Origin of the sequence: Microbacterium sp. M (assembly GCF_045181065.1) — a bacterium.
Taxonomy (GTDB): domain Bacteria; phylum Actinomycetota; class Actinomycetes; order Actinomycetales; family Microbacteriaceae; genus Microbacterium.
The window spans coordinates 3,867,342-3,880,909 of the sequence record NZ_CP173721.1 but is presented as its reverse complement, the minus strand read 5'-3'; the positions used below and the strand labels follow the sequence as shown (position 1 = coordinate 3,880,909).

The following is a 13,568-nucleotide window of genomic DNA, read 5'->3' as shown; positions in this document are numbered from 1 at the left end:
CCCCGTGACCACTCATGTGAACGCTGACAACTTCGTCCGTGCCGAGACAGATCGGATGTTCCACGACCTGCAGGAGAGCGCAGGGGGCGTCAACGTCTTCCTGCACAACCGCGAACCGGCGGCGATCGACCGGCAGACGGTGATCCGGCTGAACCGCGACACTCTCTACAGCTTCGCCGTCGTCGACGTCTCGAACGGGGCCACGCTGACGCTCCCGGATGCCGGGGAGCGCTATCTCTCGGCGATGATCGTCAACGAGGATCACTTCGTACAGGCGGTCTTCCACGACGCAGGCGACCACGAGCTCCGCGCCGACGAGTTCGGCAGCGACTATGTCGTCGTGGCTGTGCGGATCCTCGTCGACCCCGCCGATGCGGACGACGTGCGGACGGTGGCGACGCTGCAGGACGGCATCCGGCTGGCGAGCCGCTCGGCGGAGCGGTTCGCGTACCCCGACTACGACACTGAGTCCTTTGACGAGACGAGGGACGCGCTGCTCTCTCTCGCCAGGAATCTGACCGGCTTCGACCGCATGTTCGGTGCGAGGGACGAAGTCGAACCGGTCCGCCATCTCATCGGCACGGCCGCGGGGTGGGGCGGCCTGCCGACCAGCGAGGCGTCGTACATCGGCGTGGATCCGCGGTTGCCGGTCGGGCAGTACGAGCTCACCGTCGGAGACGTGCCGGTCGACGGCTTCTGGTCGATCTCGGTCTACAACGCCCAGGGCTACTTCGAACCGAACGATCGCGATGCGTACACGGTCAACAACATCACGGCGGAGAAGAACGCCGACGGGTCGACGACCGTGCGTTTCGGCGACTATCCGCCCGAGACGCCCAACGCGATTCCGATCACCGACGGATGGAACTATCTCGTGCGGCTGTATCGCCCGCGTCCCGAGATCACCGACGGCGCCTGGACGTTCCCGACGATCAGCGCGTAGTCCGGGTTCGGGACGGATCCGGAACCGCGGCATCCGATGCCGCCCAACTGGCGAGCAGCTTCAGCTTGTCGGCCGACGCGGATCCGGGCTCCGCCGTGTAGGTCGACAGGTGCAGGCCGGCGTCGGCGGGCAGCTCGAAAGCCTCATAGGTGAGTTCGAGCTCACCGAACACGGGATGGTTGAGCCTCTTCACGCCGGTGCGGTGGAAGCGCACGTTGTGCGCTGCCCACAACGTGCGGAACCGGTCGCTGCGCGTCGACAGCTCGCCGACGAGATCCGTGAGCTTCCTGTCGTACGGGTTGCGCCCGGCCTCGCCGCGCATCGCGGCGACGAGCTCCTGCGTGTTGCGCTCCCACTCCGGGTAGAAGTCCTGCGCGGCCGGGTTCAGGAACGCGAATCGGGCGCTGTTGGGGGCGGGCTCGGCGAACAATGGGGCGTACAGGGCCCTGCCGAGTGCGTTGCCCGCGAGGTAGTCGAAGTAGTTGTTGCGCACCAGCGCAGGTGCTTCGGTCATGGCGTCCAACAGGCGCAGGATGCTGGGGCGCAGTCCCTCCGCCTTCTTGCGCGGCTTGCGCGCCACCGGTGAGGCGTTCGCCGTACGGGCGAGATCGAACAGATGCGCGGTCTCGGCCTCATCCAACTGCAGCGCGCGGGCGAGTGAGTCGAGCACGCTGTCGGAGACGCCGGACAGGTCGCCGCGCTCGAGCCGCGTGTAGTAATCGACGCTGACACCGGCGAGCAGCGAGACCTCTTCGCGGCGGAGCCCCGGAACACGGCGATTGCCCCCGAACGCGGGCAGGCCGGCCTGGCTCGGGGTGAGGCGAGCGCGCCGGGTCGAGAGGAACTCGCGCACTTCGGTTCGGGTGTCCATGAGAACGACGGTACGCCGTGGTGTCGCGCGAAGGGAGGTACCAGCAGTACCGGGGAGAGCCGTCACTGCCGCCCCGCCGGGCACGCGACTGGAACGGACGCATGACCACGACCCGGAAGCTCCTGCCGCGCGCGTGACAGGTACCGACAGCCCCTCCCTCGAATTCGCAACCACACCCACGCTGGAGGCATGATCATGAACATCACCCTCAACAACGGCATCCAGATGCCCGCCCTTGGCTTCGGCGTCTTCCAGTCGGCTCCGGAGGAGACGGTCGACGCGGTCAGCGCGGCCCTCGAGACCGGTTACCGACTCATCGACACCGCCGCCGCGTACGGCAATGAGCGCGAGGTCGGCGAAGCGATCCGCCGCGTCGGCATCGCTCGCGACGACGTCTTCATCGAGACGAAGGTCTGGATCAGCGACTACGGCTACGACGAGACGCTGCACGCGTTCGAGAAGTCCACCGGAAAGCTCGGCGTCGACCGGATCGACCTGCTGATCCTGCACCAGGCGCTGCCCACGGGCTTCGACCTCACTGTCGGCGCCTACAAGGCGCTGGAGGCCCTGCTAGCCGACGGTCGTGTCCGCGCCATCGGCGTGAGCAACTTCATGCTCGACCACCTCGCACGCCTGTCCGAGGAGACGAGCATCGTCCCGGCGGTCAACCAGATCGAGGTGCACCCCTACTTCCAGCAGCGTGCGGTGCAGCAGGCGGACGCCGCGGCCGGCACCGTGACTCAGGCCTGGTCGCCGATCGGCGGCATCACGGCGTATCGCCCGAACGGCGCATCCGCGTTCGACGACAAGACGCTGAAGGCGATCGGCGCGGCGCACGGCAAGTCCCCGGCGCAGGTGATGCTGCGTTGGCACCTGCAGCAGGGCCGGTCAGCGCTGCCGAAGTCGGTGCGCCCCGCGCGCATCCAGGAGAACTTCGACGTCTTCGATTTCGAGCTCTCCGCCGACGAGCTGGCGTCGATCGATGCGCTGGACACCGAGGTACGCCGGGGCCCCGAGCCCGAGGCCGTCACACTCGAGACGTTCGGACGCGAGATCCCCGAGGCCTGACATGCCCACCGCTTTCGAATCGCGCACGTCGTCGTCGCCCGACCGCGGATCGAGCGATGTGCGCGATGCGAAGCGGCTCGGCGGCCCGTTGGCGGCTGCGCTCGCTCTCGCCGGGCTGGTCGGATGCGCCGGCGCGACGCCTGCGGAGGACACTGAGCCCGAGGAGACCTTCGTGAGCCCGGACCCTGCTCCGACGGCGTCCGCTGCGGACTACGCCGACGGCACGTACGAGGCGACCGGATGGTACGGGTCGCTGCCATCCGAGACGAAACGCGCGATTGCTGTGCGGCGCGCCGCCTACGCGTGAACGGGAGGACTTCGCACGATCGGGAGGATGCTTTTGCGGCATCCGCTCCTCCGGATCGTGCGTTCTCCTCCGGATCGAGTGCCGCCTGCGGCGACCTACGCGGCCGAGAGGTCGAGCGTGTGCGCGGTGTGGTCCCGCTTGGCGCGCAGATACCCGGCGTTCGCCGCCGACAGGTGCACGGCGGTGGGCACGCGCTCCTCCACCGCGATGCCGAGCGCCTCCAGCTGCACAGCCTTGTCCGGGTTGTTGCTCAGCAGCCGGATCGCACTGCCCCCGACGGCGGTCAGCATCTGCGCCGCGACGGTGTAGTCCCGCTCGTCCTCGCCGTGACCGAGAGCGACGTTCGCCTCGTACGTGTCGAGACCGGCATCCTGCAGCGCGTACGCGTCGAGCTTGGCGTAGAGGCCGATGCCGCGTCCCTCCTGCCGGAGGTAGAGCAGGAAACCGCCCTCATCGGCGATCCGCTCGACGGCCTCGCGCAACTGCGGACCGCAGTCGCAGCGTTCGGATCCGAAGACGTCGCCGGTCAGGCATTCGCTGTGCGGACGCACGAGCGGAGCCGGCCCTCCGGACGCCGCGCGCTCCAGCGCTCCCTGCCAGTCGCCGAGGCCGAGCAGCAGATGCTCGCGTCCGTCGGCGAGGCCGTCGAAGGTGAACACGTCCGCGGTCGTCGCGTACCCGTCGGAGAAGCGCATCGGCACGCGGACGTGCGTGCGCTCGGATGCCGCGGCGAGAACCGTCGAGGATGCTGTCATGCGGTGTGCAACGCGTCTCCCGAGCGCGTATTCCCCGCCGCCCAGCTCGCGAGCAGCCCGAGTCGCTCCGCCGACGGCGAACCAGGCTCGGCCGTGTAGACCATCAGTACCTGCCCCGGCTCGGCGGTGATCGCGAGTTCCTCGTAGGCGAGGGTGACGTCACCGACGATCGGATGCCGGTAGCGCTTGGTGCCCGACCCGTGCTGGCGCACGTCATGGGCGGCCCAGAGCCGACGGAACACGTCGCTCTGCGTCGACAGCTCGCCGACGAGATCCTGCAGCTGCTTGTCGTGCGGGTCCCGCCCTGCCTCGGCCCGCATGATCGCGACGCACATCTCGGCGAACAGGTCCCAGTCGGGGTAGAAGTCCTTCGAGGCCGGGTCGAGGAACTGGAAGCGCGCGAGGTTCGGCGTGCGCCCGCCCTCGCCGATCAGCGGCGAGAAGAACGCCCGACCCAGAGTGTTCGTGGCGATGAGGTCCTGATGCTGATCTCGGACGAACGCGACGGCGCCGGTCAGAGCGTCCAGAGCCCATTGCAGGCTGATCCGCGGAGCAGCGCTGGATGCCGCACGGCGGCGTGCTCGGCCGGAGGTCGGGATGCCGTCGGCGGCGCGCGCCAGATCGAACAGGTGCGCACGCTCGGTGTCGTCCAGGAGCAGCGCGCGGGAGAGGGCGTCGAGCACCGACGAGGATGCTCCGGCGATCGTCCCGCGCTCGAGCTTGGCGTAGTACTCGACGCTGACGCCGGCGAGCATCGCGACCTCGGTTCGGCGGAGCCCCGGCACACGGCGGTTGGCGCCGCCGAGGATCCCCGCCTGGTCGGGCGTCACTTTGGCGCGCCGCGACGTGAGGAATTCGCGGACCTCGGCTCGATTGTCCATGCAGTGATCGTAGGCCGAGCGCGAACGCCGAGGGGCGCCCTGTTGATACACCCCTTGACAGAACCTTCCACGCGCGCGGACGGAGCGATTGACTGGTCGCATCCCAACAGATGGAGCAAGAACATGCGTGGAGTCATCATGCACGGACCCGGCGACGTCCGGGTCGAAGAGCGGGAGAAGCCGACCATCACCCGGCCCACCGACGCCGTGATCAAGATCGCCGCGACCTGCATCTGCGGTTCGGACCTCTGGCCGTACCGCGGCGCGGACAGCGTCGACGCGACACCGATGGGGCACGAATACGTCGGCGTCGTCGAAGAGATCGGCGCGGACGTGAAGAACCTGAAGGTCGGCGACTTCGTCGTCGGCTCGTTCATGGCCTCCGACAACACGTGCGAGATCTGCCAGGCCGGCTACCAGTCCCGCTGCGTGCACGTCGTGCCGATGGGCGTGTTCGGCACGCAGGCCGAGTACGCGCTCGTCCCCCACGCCGACGGCACCCTGGTCGCGACGCCCGGCCAGCCGGACGCGGACCTGATCCCGGCGCTGCTCGCGGCATCCGATGTCCTGGGCACCGGCTGGTTCGCCGCCGTCGCGGCCGAAGCGGGCCCGGGAAAGACCGTCGCCGTCGTCGGCGACGGAGCGGTCGGCCTGCTGGGCGTCCTGGCGGCGAAGCAGCTGGGAGCCGAGCGCATCATCGCGATGAGCCGGCACGCCGACCGGCAGGCGCTGGCGCGCGAGTTCGGTGCGACGGACATCGTCGAGGAACGAGGGGATGCCGGAGTCGCGAGGATCAAGGAGCTCACGAACGGGCTCGGCGCGCACTCGGTCATCGAAGCGGTCGGCACGCAGGAGTCGATGATGCAGGCGATTCGCTCGACCCGCGCCGGCGGGCACGTCGGGTACGTCGGCGTCTCGCACGACGTGTCGCTACCGGGTGAGGAGCTCTTCTTCTCCGGTGTGCATCTGCACGGTGGTCCGGCGCCCGTGCGTCGCTTCCTGCCCGAGCTGATCCAGCTCATCTGGGACCGGAAGATCGCCCCGGGCGACGTGTTCGACCTGACGCTGCCCCTGGAGGATGCCGCCGAGGGCTACAAGGCCATGGACGAGCGTCGCGCCACCAAGGTGCTGCTGACCGTCTGAGTCCCAGCCTGAAAGGAGCAATCGATGCACATCGAAGATTCCCGGCCCACGATCAAGAACCCGCCGGAGCAGTTCACCGGCGATGTCTGGTTCGACCCGATCTTCGTCCCGCACGACGCCGACCAGAGGATGTCCGGCGGACTCGTGCGCTTCGCCCCCGGCGCACGCACCGCCTGGCACTCGCACGCCCGCGGACAGTACCTGCGGGTGACCGAGGGAATCGCCCGCGTCGGAACCCGCGACGGCAACGTGGTCGAGGCGCACCCGGGCCAGACGATCTACACCCCGCCGGGGGAGGAGCACTGGCACGGTGCCACCGAGGACTGCTTCATGGAGCACCTCGCGCTGCTGGAGTCGGCCGACGACCCCGCTGAGACGACGACCTGGCTCGAGCACGTCACCGACGAGGACTACTCCGGGCGTCCTTGAGGGCCGGATCTCCATCCTTCGATGGAACCGCCGGCGGGCACCCGCGGCGAGGCTGGACACATGACCCGACTCTTCTACGCCGCCTTCGCCTACATGCTCGCCGGCGTCGCCTCCGGCCTGTTCTACCGCGAGTTCACCAAGCTCAACGGCTTCCCCGAAGGGCAGTTCACCCAGCTCGGCCTCGCGCACACCCATCTGCTGACGCTCGGCTTCATCGTGCTGCTGATCGTGCTCATCCTCGAGAAGCAGTTCGCCCTGTCGCGCAGCCGCCTGTTCGCGTGGTTCTTCTGGATCTACAACGCGGGCGTCATCGTGACCAGCGGGATGCTCGTCGTGCACGGCGCGCTCACCGTCCTCGGCGCCGAGTCGTCGAAGATGATCGCCGGCATCGCGGGCCTCGGGCACATGCTGCTGACAGCCGGGATGATCCTGCTCTTCCTCGCCCTGCGCAAGGCGCTCGTCTCCAGGACGGATGCCGCGGCATCCGTCTCCGCGCCTGCACCCGTCTGATCCGCGCGGATCTGCGCATGACCGAGGAGAATCGGTCCATGGCCGCCCCGACCGACACCGACCGCACCGGCATGTCCCTGCGCACCCTCGCCGGCGTGCTGCGGTCGATGCGGGCGGGGCAGGTCGTCCTCACCGGACTGCTCGTCGTGATCGCGACGATCAGGGCCGTCGCTGACGGGGCGCCGGTGCCGTCCGCGGTGGCCGCATCGGTGCTGTTCCTCGGCTGGTACGCCATCGGCCTGGCGACCGCCGCGCGGTATCGCGACGCGCGGCAGGGGGCGCTGTGGCTCGTCGGACTCGGCATCCTGTGGGCGGTGGGGCTGATGGTCTCGGCGGAGTACGTCTGGGTCGCCTTCCCGCTCTGGCTGCTGGCCGGCTATCTCCTGCCCCTGGCCTGGGCCGCGGTCTTCGGCGCAACCGTGCTGATCCTCGCCATCGCCGCACCCCTCATGCACCACGGCGCGACGACCTACGCGAATGTCATCGGGCCCCTCATCGGTGGACTGTTCGCCTTCGGGCTCGCGCGCGGCTATGTCGAGCTGGCCGCCGACATGCGCGATCGGCAACGTCTCGTCGACTCGCTGCTGCGCGCGCAGGATGAGATGGCCGAGTTGCAGGAGGAGCTCGCCCGCACGCAGCGCGAGGCCGGCGTGATCGCGGAGCGCACGCGGCTGTCACGCGACATCCACGACACGGTCGCGCAGGGGCTGTCGTCGATCGGGATGCTGTCGCGCGCCGCGTGCGATGAGACGGTCGATCCGTCCGCCGATCGCGCCCTGCAGCAGATCGGTCGGATCGCGCACGACTCGCTCACGGACGTCCGTCGGATCATCGACGCGCTCGCGCCCGCCGAGCTGGACGAGACGGCGCTCGCCGGTGCGCTGCGACGTATGGTCGACCACCTCGCCGCCGAGACCGGCATCGACGCGGAACTGCGCGTCGATCCGGACCTGGGGCAACTGCCGATGCCGGTCGAGGTCGCTCTGCTGCGCACGGCGCAATCGGCATTGGCCAACGTGCGGATGCACTCGGGGGCGCGGCGCGTGACGCTGAGCCTCGCGCAGGCCGGCGACACCGTTCGGCTGGACATCGTGGACGACGGCCGCGGCTTCGACGCCGCACTCTGGGACACGGCGCGTCGCGGTGCGGACGGCAGCGGTTACGGTCTCCACGCCATGCGGGAGCGGCTGCGTGAACTCGGTGGGGGACTCGACGTGGAGAGCGCACAGGGCGAGGGCGCCGCGTTGTCCGCTCATGCGCCGACGGGAGGGTTCGCGTGACGATCTCCGTGCTGCTCGTCGACGATCATCCGATCGTGCGCACCGGACTGCGCGCGCTGTTCGCGCACCAGGACGACGTCGATATCGCCGGCGAGGCCGGCACGGGGGAGCAGGCGGTCGCCGCGGCGCGGATGCTGCGTCCGGACGTGGTGCTCTGCGACCTGCGCCTGGGAGAGGGCATGGATGGTGTGGCGACGACCGCGGCGCTGCGCGCGCTCGACCCGGCGCCGGCGGTCATCATCCTCACCACCTACGACCGGGATGCCGACATCCTCCGAGCGATCGAAGCCGGTGCGGCCGGATACCTGCTCAAGGACGTGTCGCCGGAGACGATCATGAGGGCGCTCGCGCAGGCCGCCGCCGGACAGCTGGTACTCGCCCCTGAGCTCGCCGAGCGTGTCGCCGCGGGGAGGCGCAGGCCGCAGGTGCGGTTGACCGAACGCGAGCACGAGGTTCTCGGTCTGCTCGGTGCCGGAGCCTCGAACCGCGAGATCGCACGCGCACTGTTCGTCACGGAAGCCACCGTGAAGACGCATCTGGTCAACCTCTTCGGCAAGCTGCAGGTGGAGAGCAGGGCGAAGGCCGTCAGCCGCGCTCAGGAGGAGGGTCTGATCTGACCCGGTCGCGGCGTCGTACGATCCGCAGTTCGCTCGCGAGGATGCCGAGCACCACGAGCGCTCCGCCGATGAGCGCCGTCGCGGGCAGGCGCTCGCCGGCGATGCGTCCGACGACAGCCGCCCACACCGGCTCGCCCGCGTAGATCACGGTGGCGCGTGTCGGCGACACCGACTTCTGCGCCCAGTTCATCGTGAGCTGGATGAGGCAGCTGGCGGCTCCCAGCCCGATCGCGGCCACGACCCACACCCAGGAGAACGCCGGAACGCCCTCGCCGACCACGGGCATCGTCAGCAGGGACAGGAGACCGGCGACCAGCAGCTGGATGATCGTGATGCGACCCAGGTCGAACTTCCCGGCGAAGACGCTGATGAGGATGATCTCGCCGGCGATGGGCAGTGTGCTGAGCAGGGTCGCCACTTCCCCCTGGCCGAGCGTGAGGGTGAGAGCATCCGGTCCGGCGATCAGCAGGAGCCCGACGAACGCGAGCCCCGCTCCGACGAACGCCATGGTGTGCGGGCGTTTGCGGAACACCGCCCACTGCAGCAGCGGCACCAGCGGGACGTACATCGCGGTGATGAACGCCGACGTCGAGGAGTCGATCGTCTGCAGCCCGAAGGTCTGCAGACCGTAGCCGAGGTGGATCATCAGTCCGATGGCGGCACCGGCCGCGATGTCCGGCCAGCGGATGCCGCGCAGCACGCGCCGGAAGATCACCGTGCTGATGAGACCGGCGACGAGGAAGCGGATCCCGACGAAGAACCACGGGCCCGAGTGCTCCATCGCCCAGTGCACGACGAGGAAAGTGCAGCCCCAGACGGCGGTGATCGCGATGAGGGCGAGTTCCTGGGGGCGAAGGCCCATCCAGCGCAGACGAGAGGGCATCGCAGGCCTTTCTCGCTGTGCCGCATCGAGTCTACGTCGCCCGAATTCTCCCTCCCCACCGATACATCGGGACGGATTAGGATGTTGCGCGAGCTTCGCGCCATCCTCCTCCTCTCTTCGCCTTCTGCGTCATTCGTCGATGCTGTCCGGGCGGGACCGTCAGAAAGGCTCCTCATGAGCGAAAACGCCGACAACCGCGACGAACGAGAGCCCGACTTCTTCGACCAGCTGGTGCAGGGCGGCGGCAGCGCTCCACGGGAGCAGGCCTCCTTCACGCAGGCCTTCCGCGGGTACGACAAGGGTGAGGTGGATGCCGCGTTCGCCGCGCTGCGCGCACAGCTGCAGCGTGCCGAGACCGACGTCGCGCTCGTCCGCAACGGCGCCAGCGGAGAGGCCGACGCCGTACGGGCCGAGGCCGAGGCCGCGCGGGCCCAGCACGAGGAGCGCATCGCCGAACTGGAGGCCGCCGCTGCCGCAGCGCAGGCGCAGGCCGCCGAGCTCGAGCAGCAGGTCGCCACGTTGACCAGCGAGCTCGTGGACGCGCCCAAGAAGGATGGCGACGACGAGGGCTCGCGCCTTCAGTTCGAGGCCGTGCTGCGTGTCGCGGAGGAGCAGGCGACCGTCCTCATCCAGAACGCCGCCACGCAGGCCGAGCGCCTGCTCGAGGCCGCGCGTGAGGAGGCCGAATCCAAGCGCGCCGAGCTCGCGGCGGATGTCGCCCGCATCACCGCCGAGGCGCAGTCCGAGGCCGACCAGGTGCGCTTGCGCATCGACACCGAGTACACCGCGCACGAGGCGCGCATCGCCCGCGAGGGCGCACACGCGTCCGAGAAGGTGACGCAGGCCGAGCAGGAGGCGGCGGCTGTTCGCGCCGAGGCCGAGAAGGGGTCGGCCGCGCTGCGGTCGATGGTCACGCGCGAGACGCAGCAGCAGCGCGCGGATGCCGAGCGCGAGGTCCGCGAGATGAACACCCGCGTTCTCGAGTTCGAAGAGAGCCTGACGCGTCGCCAGAATGACGCGCAGCAGGAGTTCCTGACGCTGCACAACCAGGCCGTGGCGCACGCCGAGCGCATCACGAGCGACGCCAACGAGCAGGTCCAGTCGTCGCTCGAGCACGCGCAGCGCATCTCCGCGAAGGCCGACGACTACGAGCGCCTGATGCGTTCGCAGGCGCAGACGATCGAATCGGATGCTCAGGTGCGAGCACGCGAGACGCTCGACCGTGCACGGGTCAAGGCGCAGAAGATCGTGGAGACCGTGATCGGGCACACCACCGAGGTGCTGCGCGATGCCGAGGACCGCACGCGTCAGCTGCGCTGGCAGCAGCAGCAGTTGAACAGCTTCATGGCCGAGGTGCGCGAGCTCATCCGCCCTGATGGCGTGCTGACCGCGGAACCGACGGATGCGGATGCCGTGGCGGACGAGCCGGACGAGGACGAGATCGTCGAGGCGGTCGACGTCGCCGAGGAACTCGAGCCGGCCGAGGACTCCGACGCCCGCTGAGCGAGAGTCGATCGGGTCGATCGGGTCGAGCGGCAACGCCGGCCGTCTCCGTTCGTATCCGAAGGCAACGCGGGGTAACAGACCCGACCCGGGCGGAGGCGCTGGCTAGCCTCGCCGCATGAGTCATGTGCTGAGCGTCGCCGAGCTGTCCGAACTGATCGCCACCGAGCCGCGCCTGCGGCTGCTCGACGTACGCTGGCGTCTCGACCGCCCCGACGGCCGAGCCGACCATCTCGCCGGGCACATCCCCGGAGCGGTCTACGTGGACCTCGACGGCGAACTGGCCGCCCAAGGGGATCCGTCGCGGGGACGGCATCCTCTCCCCGCGACGGCAGATCTGCAGGCCGCCGCCCGGCGCTGGGGCGTGAGCGCCGGAGACGTCGTCGTCGCGTACGTCGACGTGCGGGGCATCGCCGCGGCGCGGGCCTGGTGGCTGCTGCGCCAGGCCGGCGTCGACGTGCACGTCCTCGACGGCGGGCTGCGCGCCTGGACCGCGGCAGGGCACGTGCTCGAGTCCGGCCCGGTGACGCCGTCTCGCGGTGGCATCGATCTCCCCGAGATCGGTGCCGACGCCCTCTCGATCGACGAAGCGGCGGCGCTCCCGGCATCCGGAATCCTCATCGACGTCCGGGCGCCGGAACGCTACCGCGGCGAGGCCGAACCGCTCGACCCGGCCGCGGGCCACATCCCGGGTGCGGTGAACGTGCCCACCGGCGAACTCTTCGCGGCGGACGGAGCGCTGCGCGATCGCGGCGAGCTCCGCCGTCTCTTCGCCGACGCGGGCGTGACCGAGGGCGTCCCTGTCGCGGCATACTGCGGATCCGGCATCGCGGCGACCCACGTCGCGCTCGTGCTCAGTGAGATCGGCATCGACGCCGCGGTGTTCCCCGGCTCCTGGAGCCAGTGGTCCCGTACGCCGGGTCGGCCGATCGCGACCGGAGCACGCCCGCACGGCGACGTCGTCGAGGCGGTGCACGCGTGAGCGCTCGCAGGCCGCTGATCCTCGGCGCCATGGTCCGCACGATCGGTGCGTATCCGTCCGGGTGGCGGCATCCGGACGCGCACGACGATCCGACCCGGGATGCCGAGATCCTGCGCGAGATCGCCCGCATCGGAGAGGATGCCGGTCTCGACTACCTCTTCTTCGGAGACTGGCTGGCCACGGGCCCCGACCTCGAGTTCGCGAACCCGTACCTGCTCGCGCGCATCGACCCGGTGAGTGCGGTGACCTATCTCGCCGGCGTCACGTCCCGGATCGGACTGATCGCGACCGTCAACACCACGTATGCGGACGCCTACACTTTCGCGCGCTCGAGCGCATCGGCCGACGTGCTGAGCCACGGCCGCGTCGGGGTCAATCTCGTCACCGGCGCCGAGCCGCGCGCCGCGGGCAACCACGGTCGCGATCTCCACGCCGACAACGCCACCCGGTACGACCGCGCCGAGGAGTTCGTCACCGCCGTACGACGGCTGTGGGAGTCGTGGGCCCCGGACGCCTGGATCGCGGACAAGACCGGCGGGCGTCTCATCGACCCCGCCGGGCTCCGCGCCGCGGATCATGACGGCGAGCACGTGCGCGTCGCCGGACCCCTCAACACCGCACGCCCGCCGCAGGGACGGCTGCCGATCGTGCACGCGGGGACCTCGGAGCGCTCGCGCGCTCTGGCGGCCCGCCACGCGGATCTCGCCCTCATCGGAGCGCCGACGGCCGAGCTCGCGGCTGCCGCCCGTGTCGAACTCCGCGCGGCAGCCGTCGCCGCAGGGCGCGACGCGGACGACATCCGCGTCATCGCGCCCGTCCTGCCCGTGGTCGCCGAGACGACCGAGCAGGCCCAGGCGATCGTCGACGTCCTGCTCGCGCTCGTGCCCCTCGACGACGGCGGGGAGGCGCCGGACGCGTTCCCGGAGAACCGGTCGCTCGCCTCGCTCGCCGCCGCGTTCGCTCTGGATCTCGACCCGACCACCCACGTCGACGACATCGTCCCGCCGGAGCAGGCGGCCGCTCTGCCGGATGCTGCGGTGCAGCACGTGCAGCGCGTGCAGCGGCTCACCGGGCGCACGATCGGGGGCGCGCACGCGCTGACCTGGCGCCCCGTGCTCGCGCTGTGGGCCGTCCCCGCGGCCTTTGTCGTCGGCACGGGCGCCGAGGTCGCCGAACATCTGGCGCAGTGGTACGACTCCGAGTCCGTCGACGGCTTCAACATCCTGTCCGCGTACCAGCCGGGGCAGTTCCGCGCGTTCGCCGAGCTCGTCGTCCCCGAACTGCGCCGGCGAGGACTCCTCGCGGACGCGCCGGACGAGGCGACCACGCTGCGCGAGCGCCTCGGACTCGGCGATCCTGTGTCGGCGCGCACGCCGCAGCCGGCCTGACATTACGC

15 protein-coding genes are annotated in these 13,568 nt (G+C 70.1%); 11 read left to right on the top strand and 4 right to left on the bottom strand.

The window, feature by feature from the left end:
- The first annotated feature begins 4 nt into the window (after positions 1 to 4).
- Entirely contained in the window at positions 5 to 943 is a 939-nt protein-coding gene (locus tag ACI7YT_RS18880) for a DUF1214 domain-containing protein (RefSeq protein WP_406247809.1), read from the top strand.
- Here the strand turns inward: ACI7YT_RS18880 and ACI7YT_RS18875 are convergent.
- Complete coding sequence (locus tag ACI7YT_RS18875; RefSeq protein WP_406247808.1) at positions 933 to 1,814, bottom strand: helix-turn-helix transcriptional regulator; 882 nt, start codon at positions 1,812 to 1,814, stop codon at positions 933 to 935. The two genes, ACI7YT_RS18880 and ACI7YT_RS18875, sit on opposite strands and share 11 nt — an antisense overlap.
- A 195-nt stretch (positions 1,815 to 2,009) precedes the next feature.
- Here ACI7YT_RS18875 and ACI7YT_RS18870 point away from each other — a divergent pair, with 195 nt between their 5' ends.
- Entirely contained in the window at positions 2,010 to 2,882 is an 873-nt protein-coding gene (locus tag ACI7YT_RS18870; protein WP_406250627.1) for an aldo/keto reductase, read from the top strand.
- Position 2,883: 1 nt separating this feature from the next.
- On the top strand, positions 2,884 to 3,189 hold the full coding sequence (locus ACI7YT_RS18865; protein ID WP_406247806.1) for a hypothetical protein: 306 nt from the start codon (positions 2,884 to 2,886) through the stop codon (positions 3,187 to 3,189).
- 95 nt (positions 3,190 to 3,284) lie between these two features.
- Here the strand turns inward: ACI7YT_RS18865 and ribA are convergent, their stop codons facing one another.
- The gene (gene ribA, locus ACI7YT_RS18860) at positions 3,285 to 3,944 is read right to left on the bottom strand and encodes a GTP cyclohydrolase II (protein ID WP_406247804.1); all 660 of its coding nucleotides are present in this window, start codon (positions 3,942 to 3,944) and stop codon (positions 3,285 to 3,287) included.
- Positions 3,941 to 4,825, bottom strand: a complete 885-nt coding sequence (locus ACI7YT_RS18855; protein ID WP_406247803.1) for a helix-turn-helix domain-containing protein — start codon at positions 4,823 to 4,825, stop codon at positions 3,941 to 3,943. Before ACI7YT_RS18855 ends, ribA begins: the two co-directional genes overlap by 4 nt.
- A 123-nt stretch (positions 4,826 to 4,948) precedes the next feature.
- Here ACI7YT_RS18855 and ACI7YT_RS18850 point away from each other — a divergent pair, with 123 nt between their 5' ends.
- Genes ACI7YT_RS18850 through ACI7YT_RS18830 form a run of 5 tightly spaced genes read left to right on the top strand, consistent with a single transcriptional unit; the run spans position 4,949 to position 8,804 of the window.
- A complete protein-coding gene (locus ACI7YT_RS18850) occupies positions 4,949 to 5,968 on the top strand; it encodes a zinc-dependent alcohol dehydrogenase family protein (protein ID WP_406247801.1) in 1,020 nt (339 codons plus the stop codon).
- 24 nt (positions 5,969 to 5,992) lie between these two features.
- Complete coding sequence (locus ACI7YT_RS18845; RefSeq protein ID WP_406247799.1) at positions 5,993 to 6,397, top strand: cupin domain-containing protein; 405 nt, start codon at positions 5,993 to 5,995, stop codon at positions 6,395 to 6,397.
- 60 nt (positions 6,398 to 6,457) lie between these two features.
- On the top strand, positions 6,458 to 6,907 hold the full coding sequence (locus tag ACI7YT_RS18840) for a DUF2871 domain-containing protein (RefSeq protein WP_406247797.1): 450 nt from the start codon (positions 6,458 to 6,460) through the stop codon (positions 6,905 to 6,907).
- 38 nt (positions 6,908 to 6,945) lie between these two features.
- On the top strand, positions 6,946 to 8,187 hold the full coding sequence (locus tag ACI7YT_RS18835) for a sensor histidine kinase (RefSeq protein WP_406247796.1): 1,242 nt from the start codon (positions 6,946 to 6,948) through the stop codon (positions 8,185 to 8,187).
- Positions 8,184 to 8,804, top strand: a complete 621-nt coding sequence (locus ACI7YT_RS18830) for a response regulator (protein ID WP_406247794.1) — start codon at positions 8,184 to 8,186, stop codon at positions 8,802 to 8,804. The genes ACI7YT_RS18835 and ACI7YT_RS18830 overlap by 4 nt, the downstream gene beginning before the upstream one ends.
- On the opposite strand, the gene ACI7YT_RS18825 is transcribed toward ACI7YT_RS18830, so the two are convergent.
- Entirely contained in the window at positions 8,773 to 9,687 is a 915-nt protein-coding gene (locus ACI7YT_RS18825) for a DMT family transporter (protein WP_406247792.1), read from the bottom strand. The genes ACI7YT_RS18830 and ACI7YT_RS18825 overlap by 32 nt on opposite strands.
- Positions 9,688 to 9,861: 174 nt before the next feature.
- Here ACI7YT_RS18825 and ACI7YT_RS18820 point away from each other — a divergent pair, with 174 nt between their 5' ends.
- The 3 genes from ACI7YT_RS18820 to ACI7YT_RS18810 all read left to right on the top strand — a co-directional run bounded on the left by ACI7YT_RS18820 (position 9,862) and on the right by ACI7YT_RS18810 (position 13,560).
- A complete protein-coding gene (locus ACI7YT_RS18820; RefSeq protein WP_406247791.1) occupies positions 9,862 to 11,190 on the top strand; it encodes a cell division initiation protein in 1,329 nt (442 codons plus the stop codon).
- Between the two features lie 118 nt (positions 11,191 to 11,308).
- Positions 11,309 to 12,172 carry a sulfurtransferase gene (locus ACI7YT_RS18815; RefSeq protein ID WP_406247789.1) on the top strand — a complete coding sequence of 288 codons (864 nt, stop codon included), beginning with the start codon at positions 11,309 to 11,311 and terminating at the stop codon, positions 12,170 to 12,172.
- A complete protein-coding gene (locus tag ACI7YT_RS18810) occupies positions 12,169 to 13,560 on the top strand; it encodes an NtaA/DmoA family FMN-dependent monooxygenase (RefSeq protein ID WP_406247787.1) in 1,392 nt (463 codons plus the stop codon). The genes ACI7YT_RS18815 and ACI7YT_RS18810 overlap by 4 nt, the downstream gene beginning before the upstream one ends.
- Positions 13,561 to 13,568 lie beyond the last annotated feature (8 nt).

Excerpts from the sequence above, each read along its gene's own strand:
- ACI7YT_RS18875 (WP_406247808.1), bottom strand. The coding sequence starts at position 1,814 with ATGGACACCCGAACCGAAGTGCGCGAGTTCCTCTCGACCCGGCGCGCT.
- ACI7YT_RS18870 (WP_406250627.1), top strand. The coding sequence starts at position 2,010 with ATGAACATCACCCTCAACAACGGCATCCAGATGCCCGCCCTTGGCTTC.
- ACI7YT_RS18865 (WP_406247806.1), top strand. The coding sequence starts at position 2,884 with ATGCCCACCGCTTTCGAATCGCGCACGTCGTCGTCGCCCGACCGCGGA.
- ribA (WP_406247804.1), bottom strand. The coding sequence starts at position 3,944 with ATGACAGCATCCTCGACGGTTCTCGCCGCGGCATCCGAGCGCACGCAC.
- ACI7YT_RS18855 (WP_406247803.1), bottom strand. The coding sequence starts at position 4,825 with ATGGACAATCGAGCCGAGGTCCGCGAATTCCTCACGTCGCGGCGCGCC.
- ACI7YT_RS18850 (WP_406247801.1), top strand. The coding sequence starts at position 4,949 with ATGCGTGGAGTCATCATGCACGGACCCGGCGACGTCCGGGTCGAAGAG.
- ACI7YT_RS18845 (WP_406247799.1), top strand. The coding sequence starts at position 5,993 with ATGCACATCGAAGATTCCCGGCCCACGATCAAGAACCCGCCGGAGCAG.
- ACI7YT_RS18840 (WP_406247797.1), top strand. The coding sequence starts at position 6,458 with ATGACCCGACTCTTCTACGCCGCCTTCGCCTACATGCTCGCCGGCGTC.
- ACI7YT_RS18835 (WP_406247796.1), top strand. The coding sequence starts at position 6,946 with ATGGCCGCCCCGACCGACACCGACCGCACCGGCATGTCCCTGCGCACC.
- ACI7YT_RS18825 (WP_406247792.1), bottom strand. The coding sequence starts at position 9,687 with ATGCCCTCTCGTCTGCGCTGGATGGGCCTTCGCCCCCAGGAACTCGCC.
- ACI7YT_RS18820 (WP_406247791.1), top strand. The coding sequence starts at position 9,862 with ATGAGCGAAAACGCCGACAACCGCGACGAACGAGAGCCCGACTTCTTC.
- ACI7YT_RS18815 (WP_406247789.1), top strand. The coding sequence starts at position 11,309 with ATGAGTCATGTGCTGAGCGTCGCCGAGCTGTCCGAACTGATCGCCACC.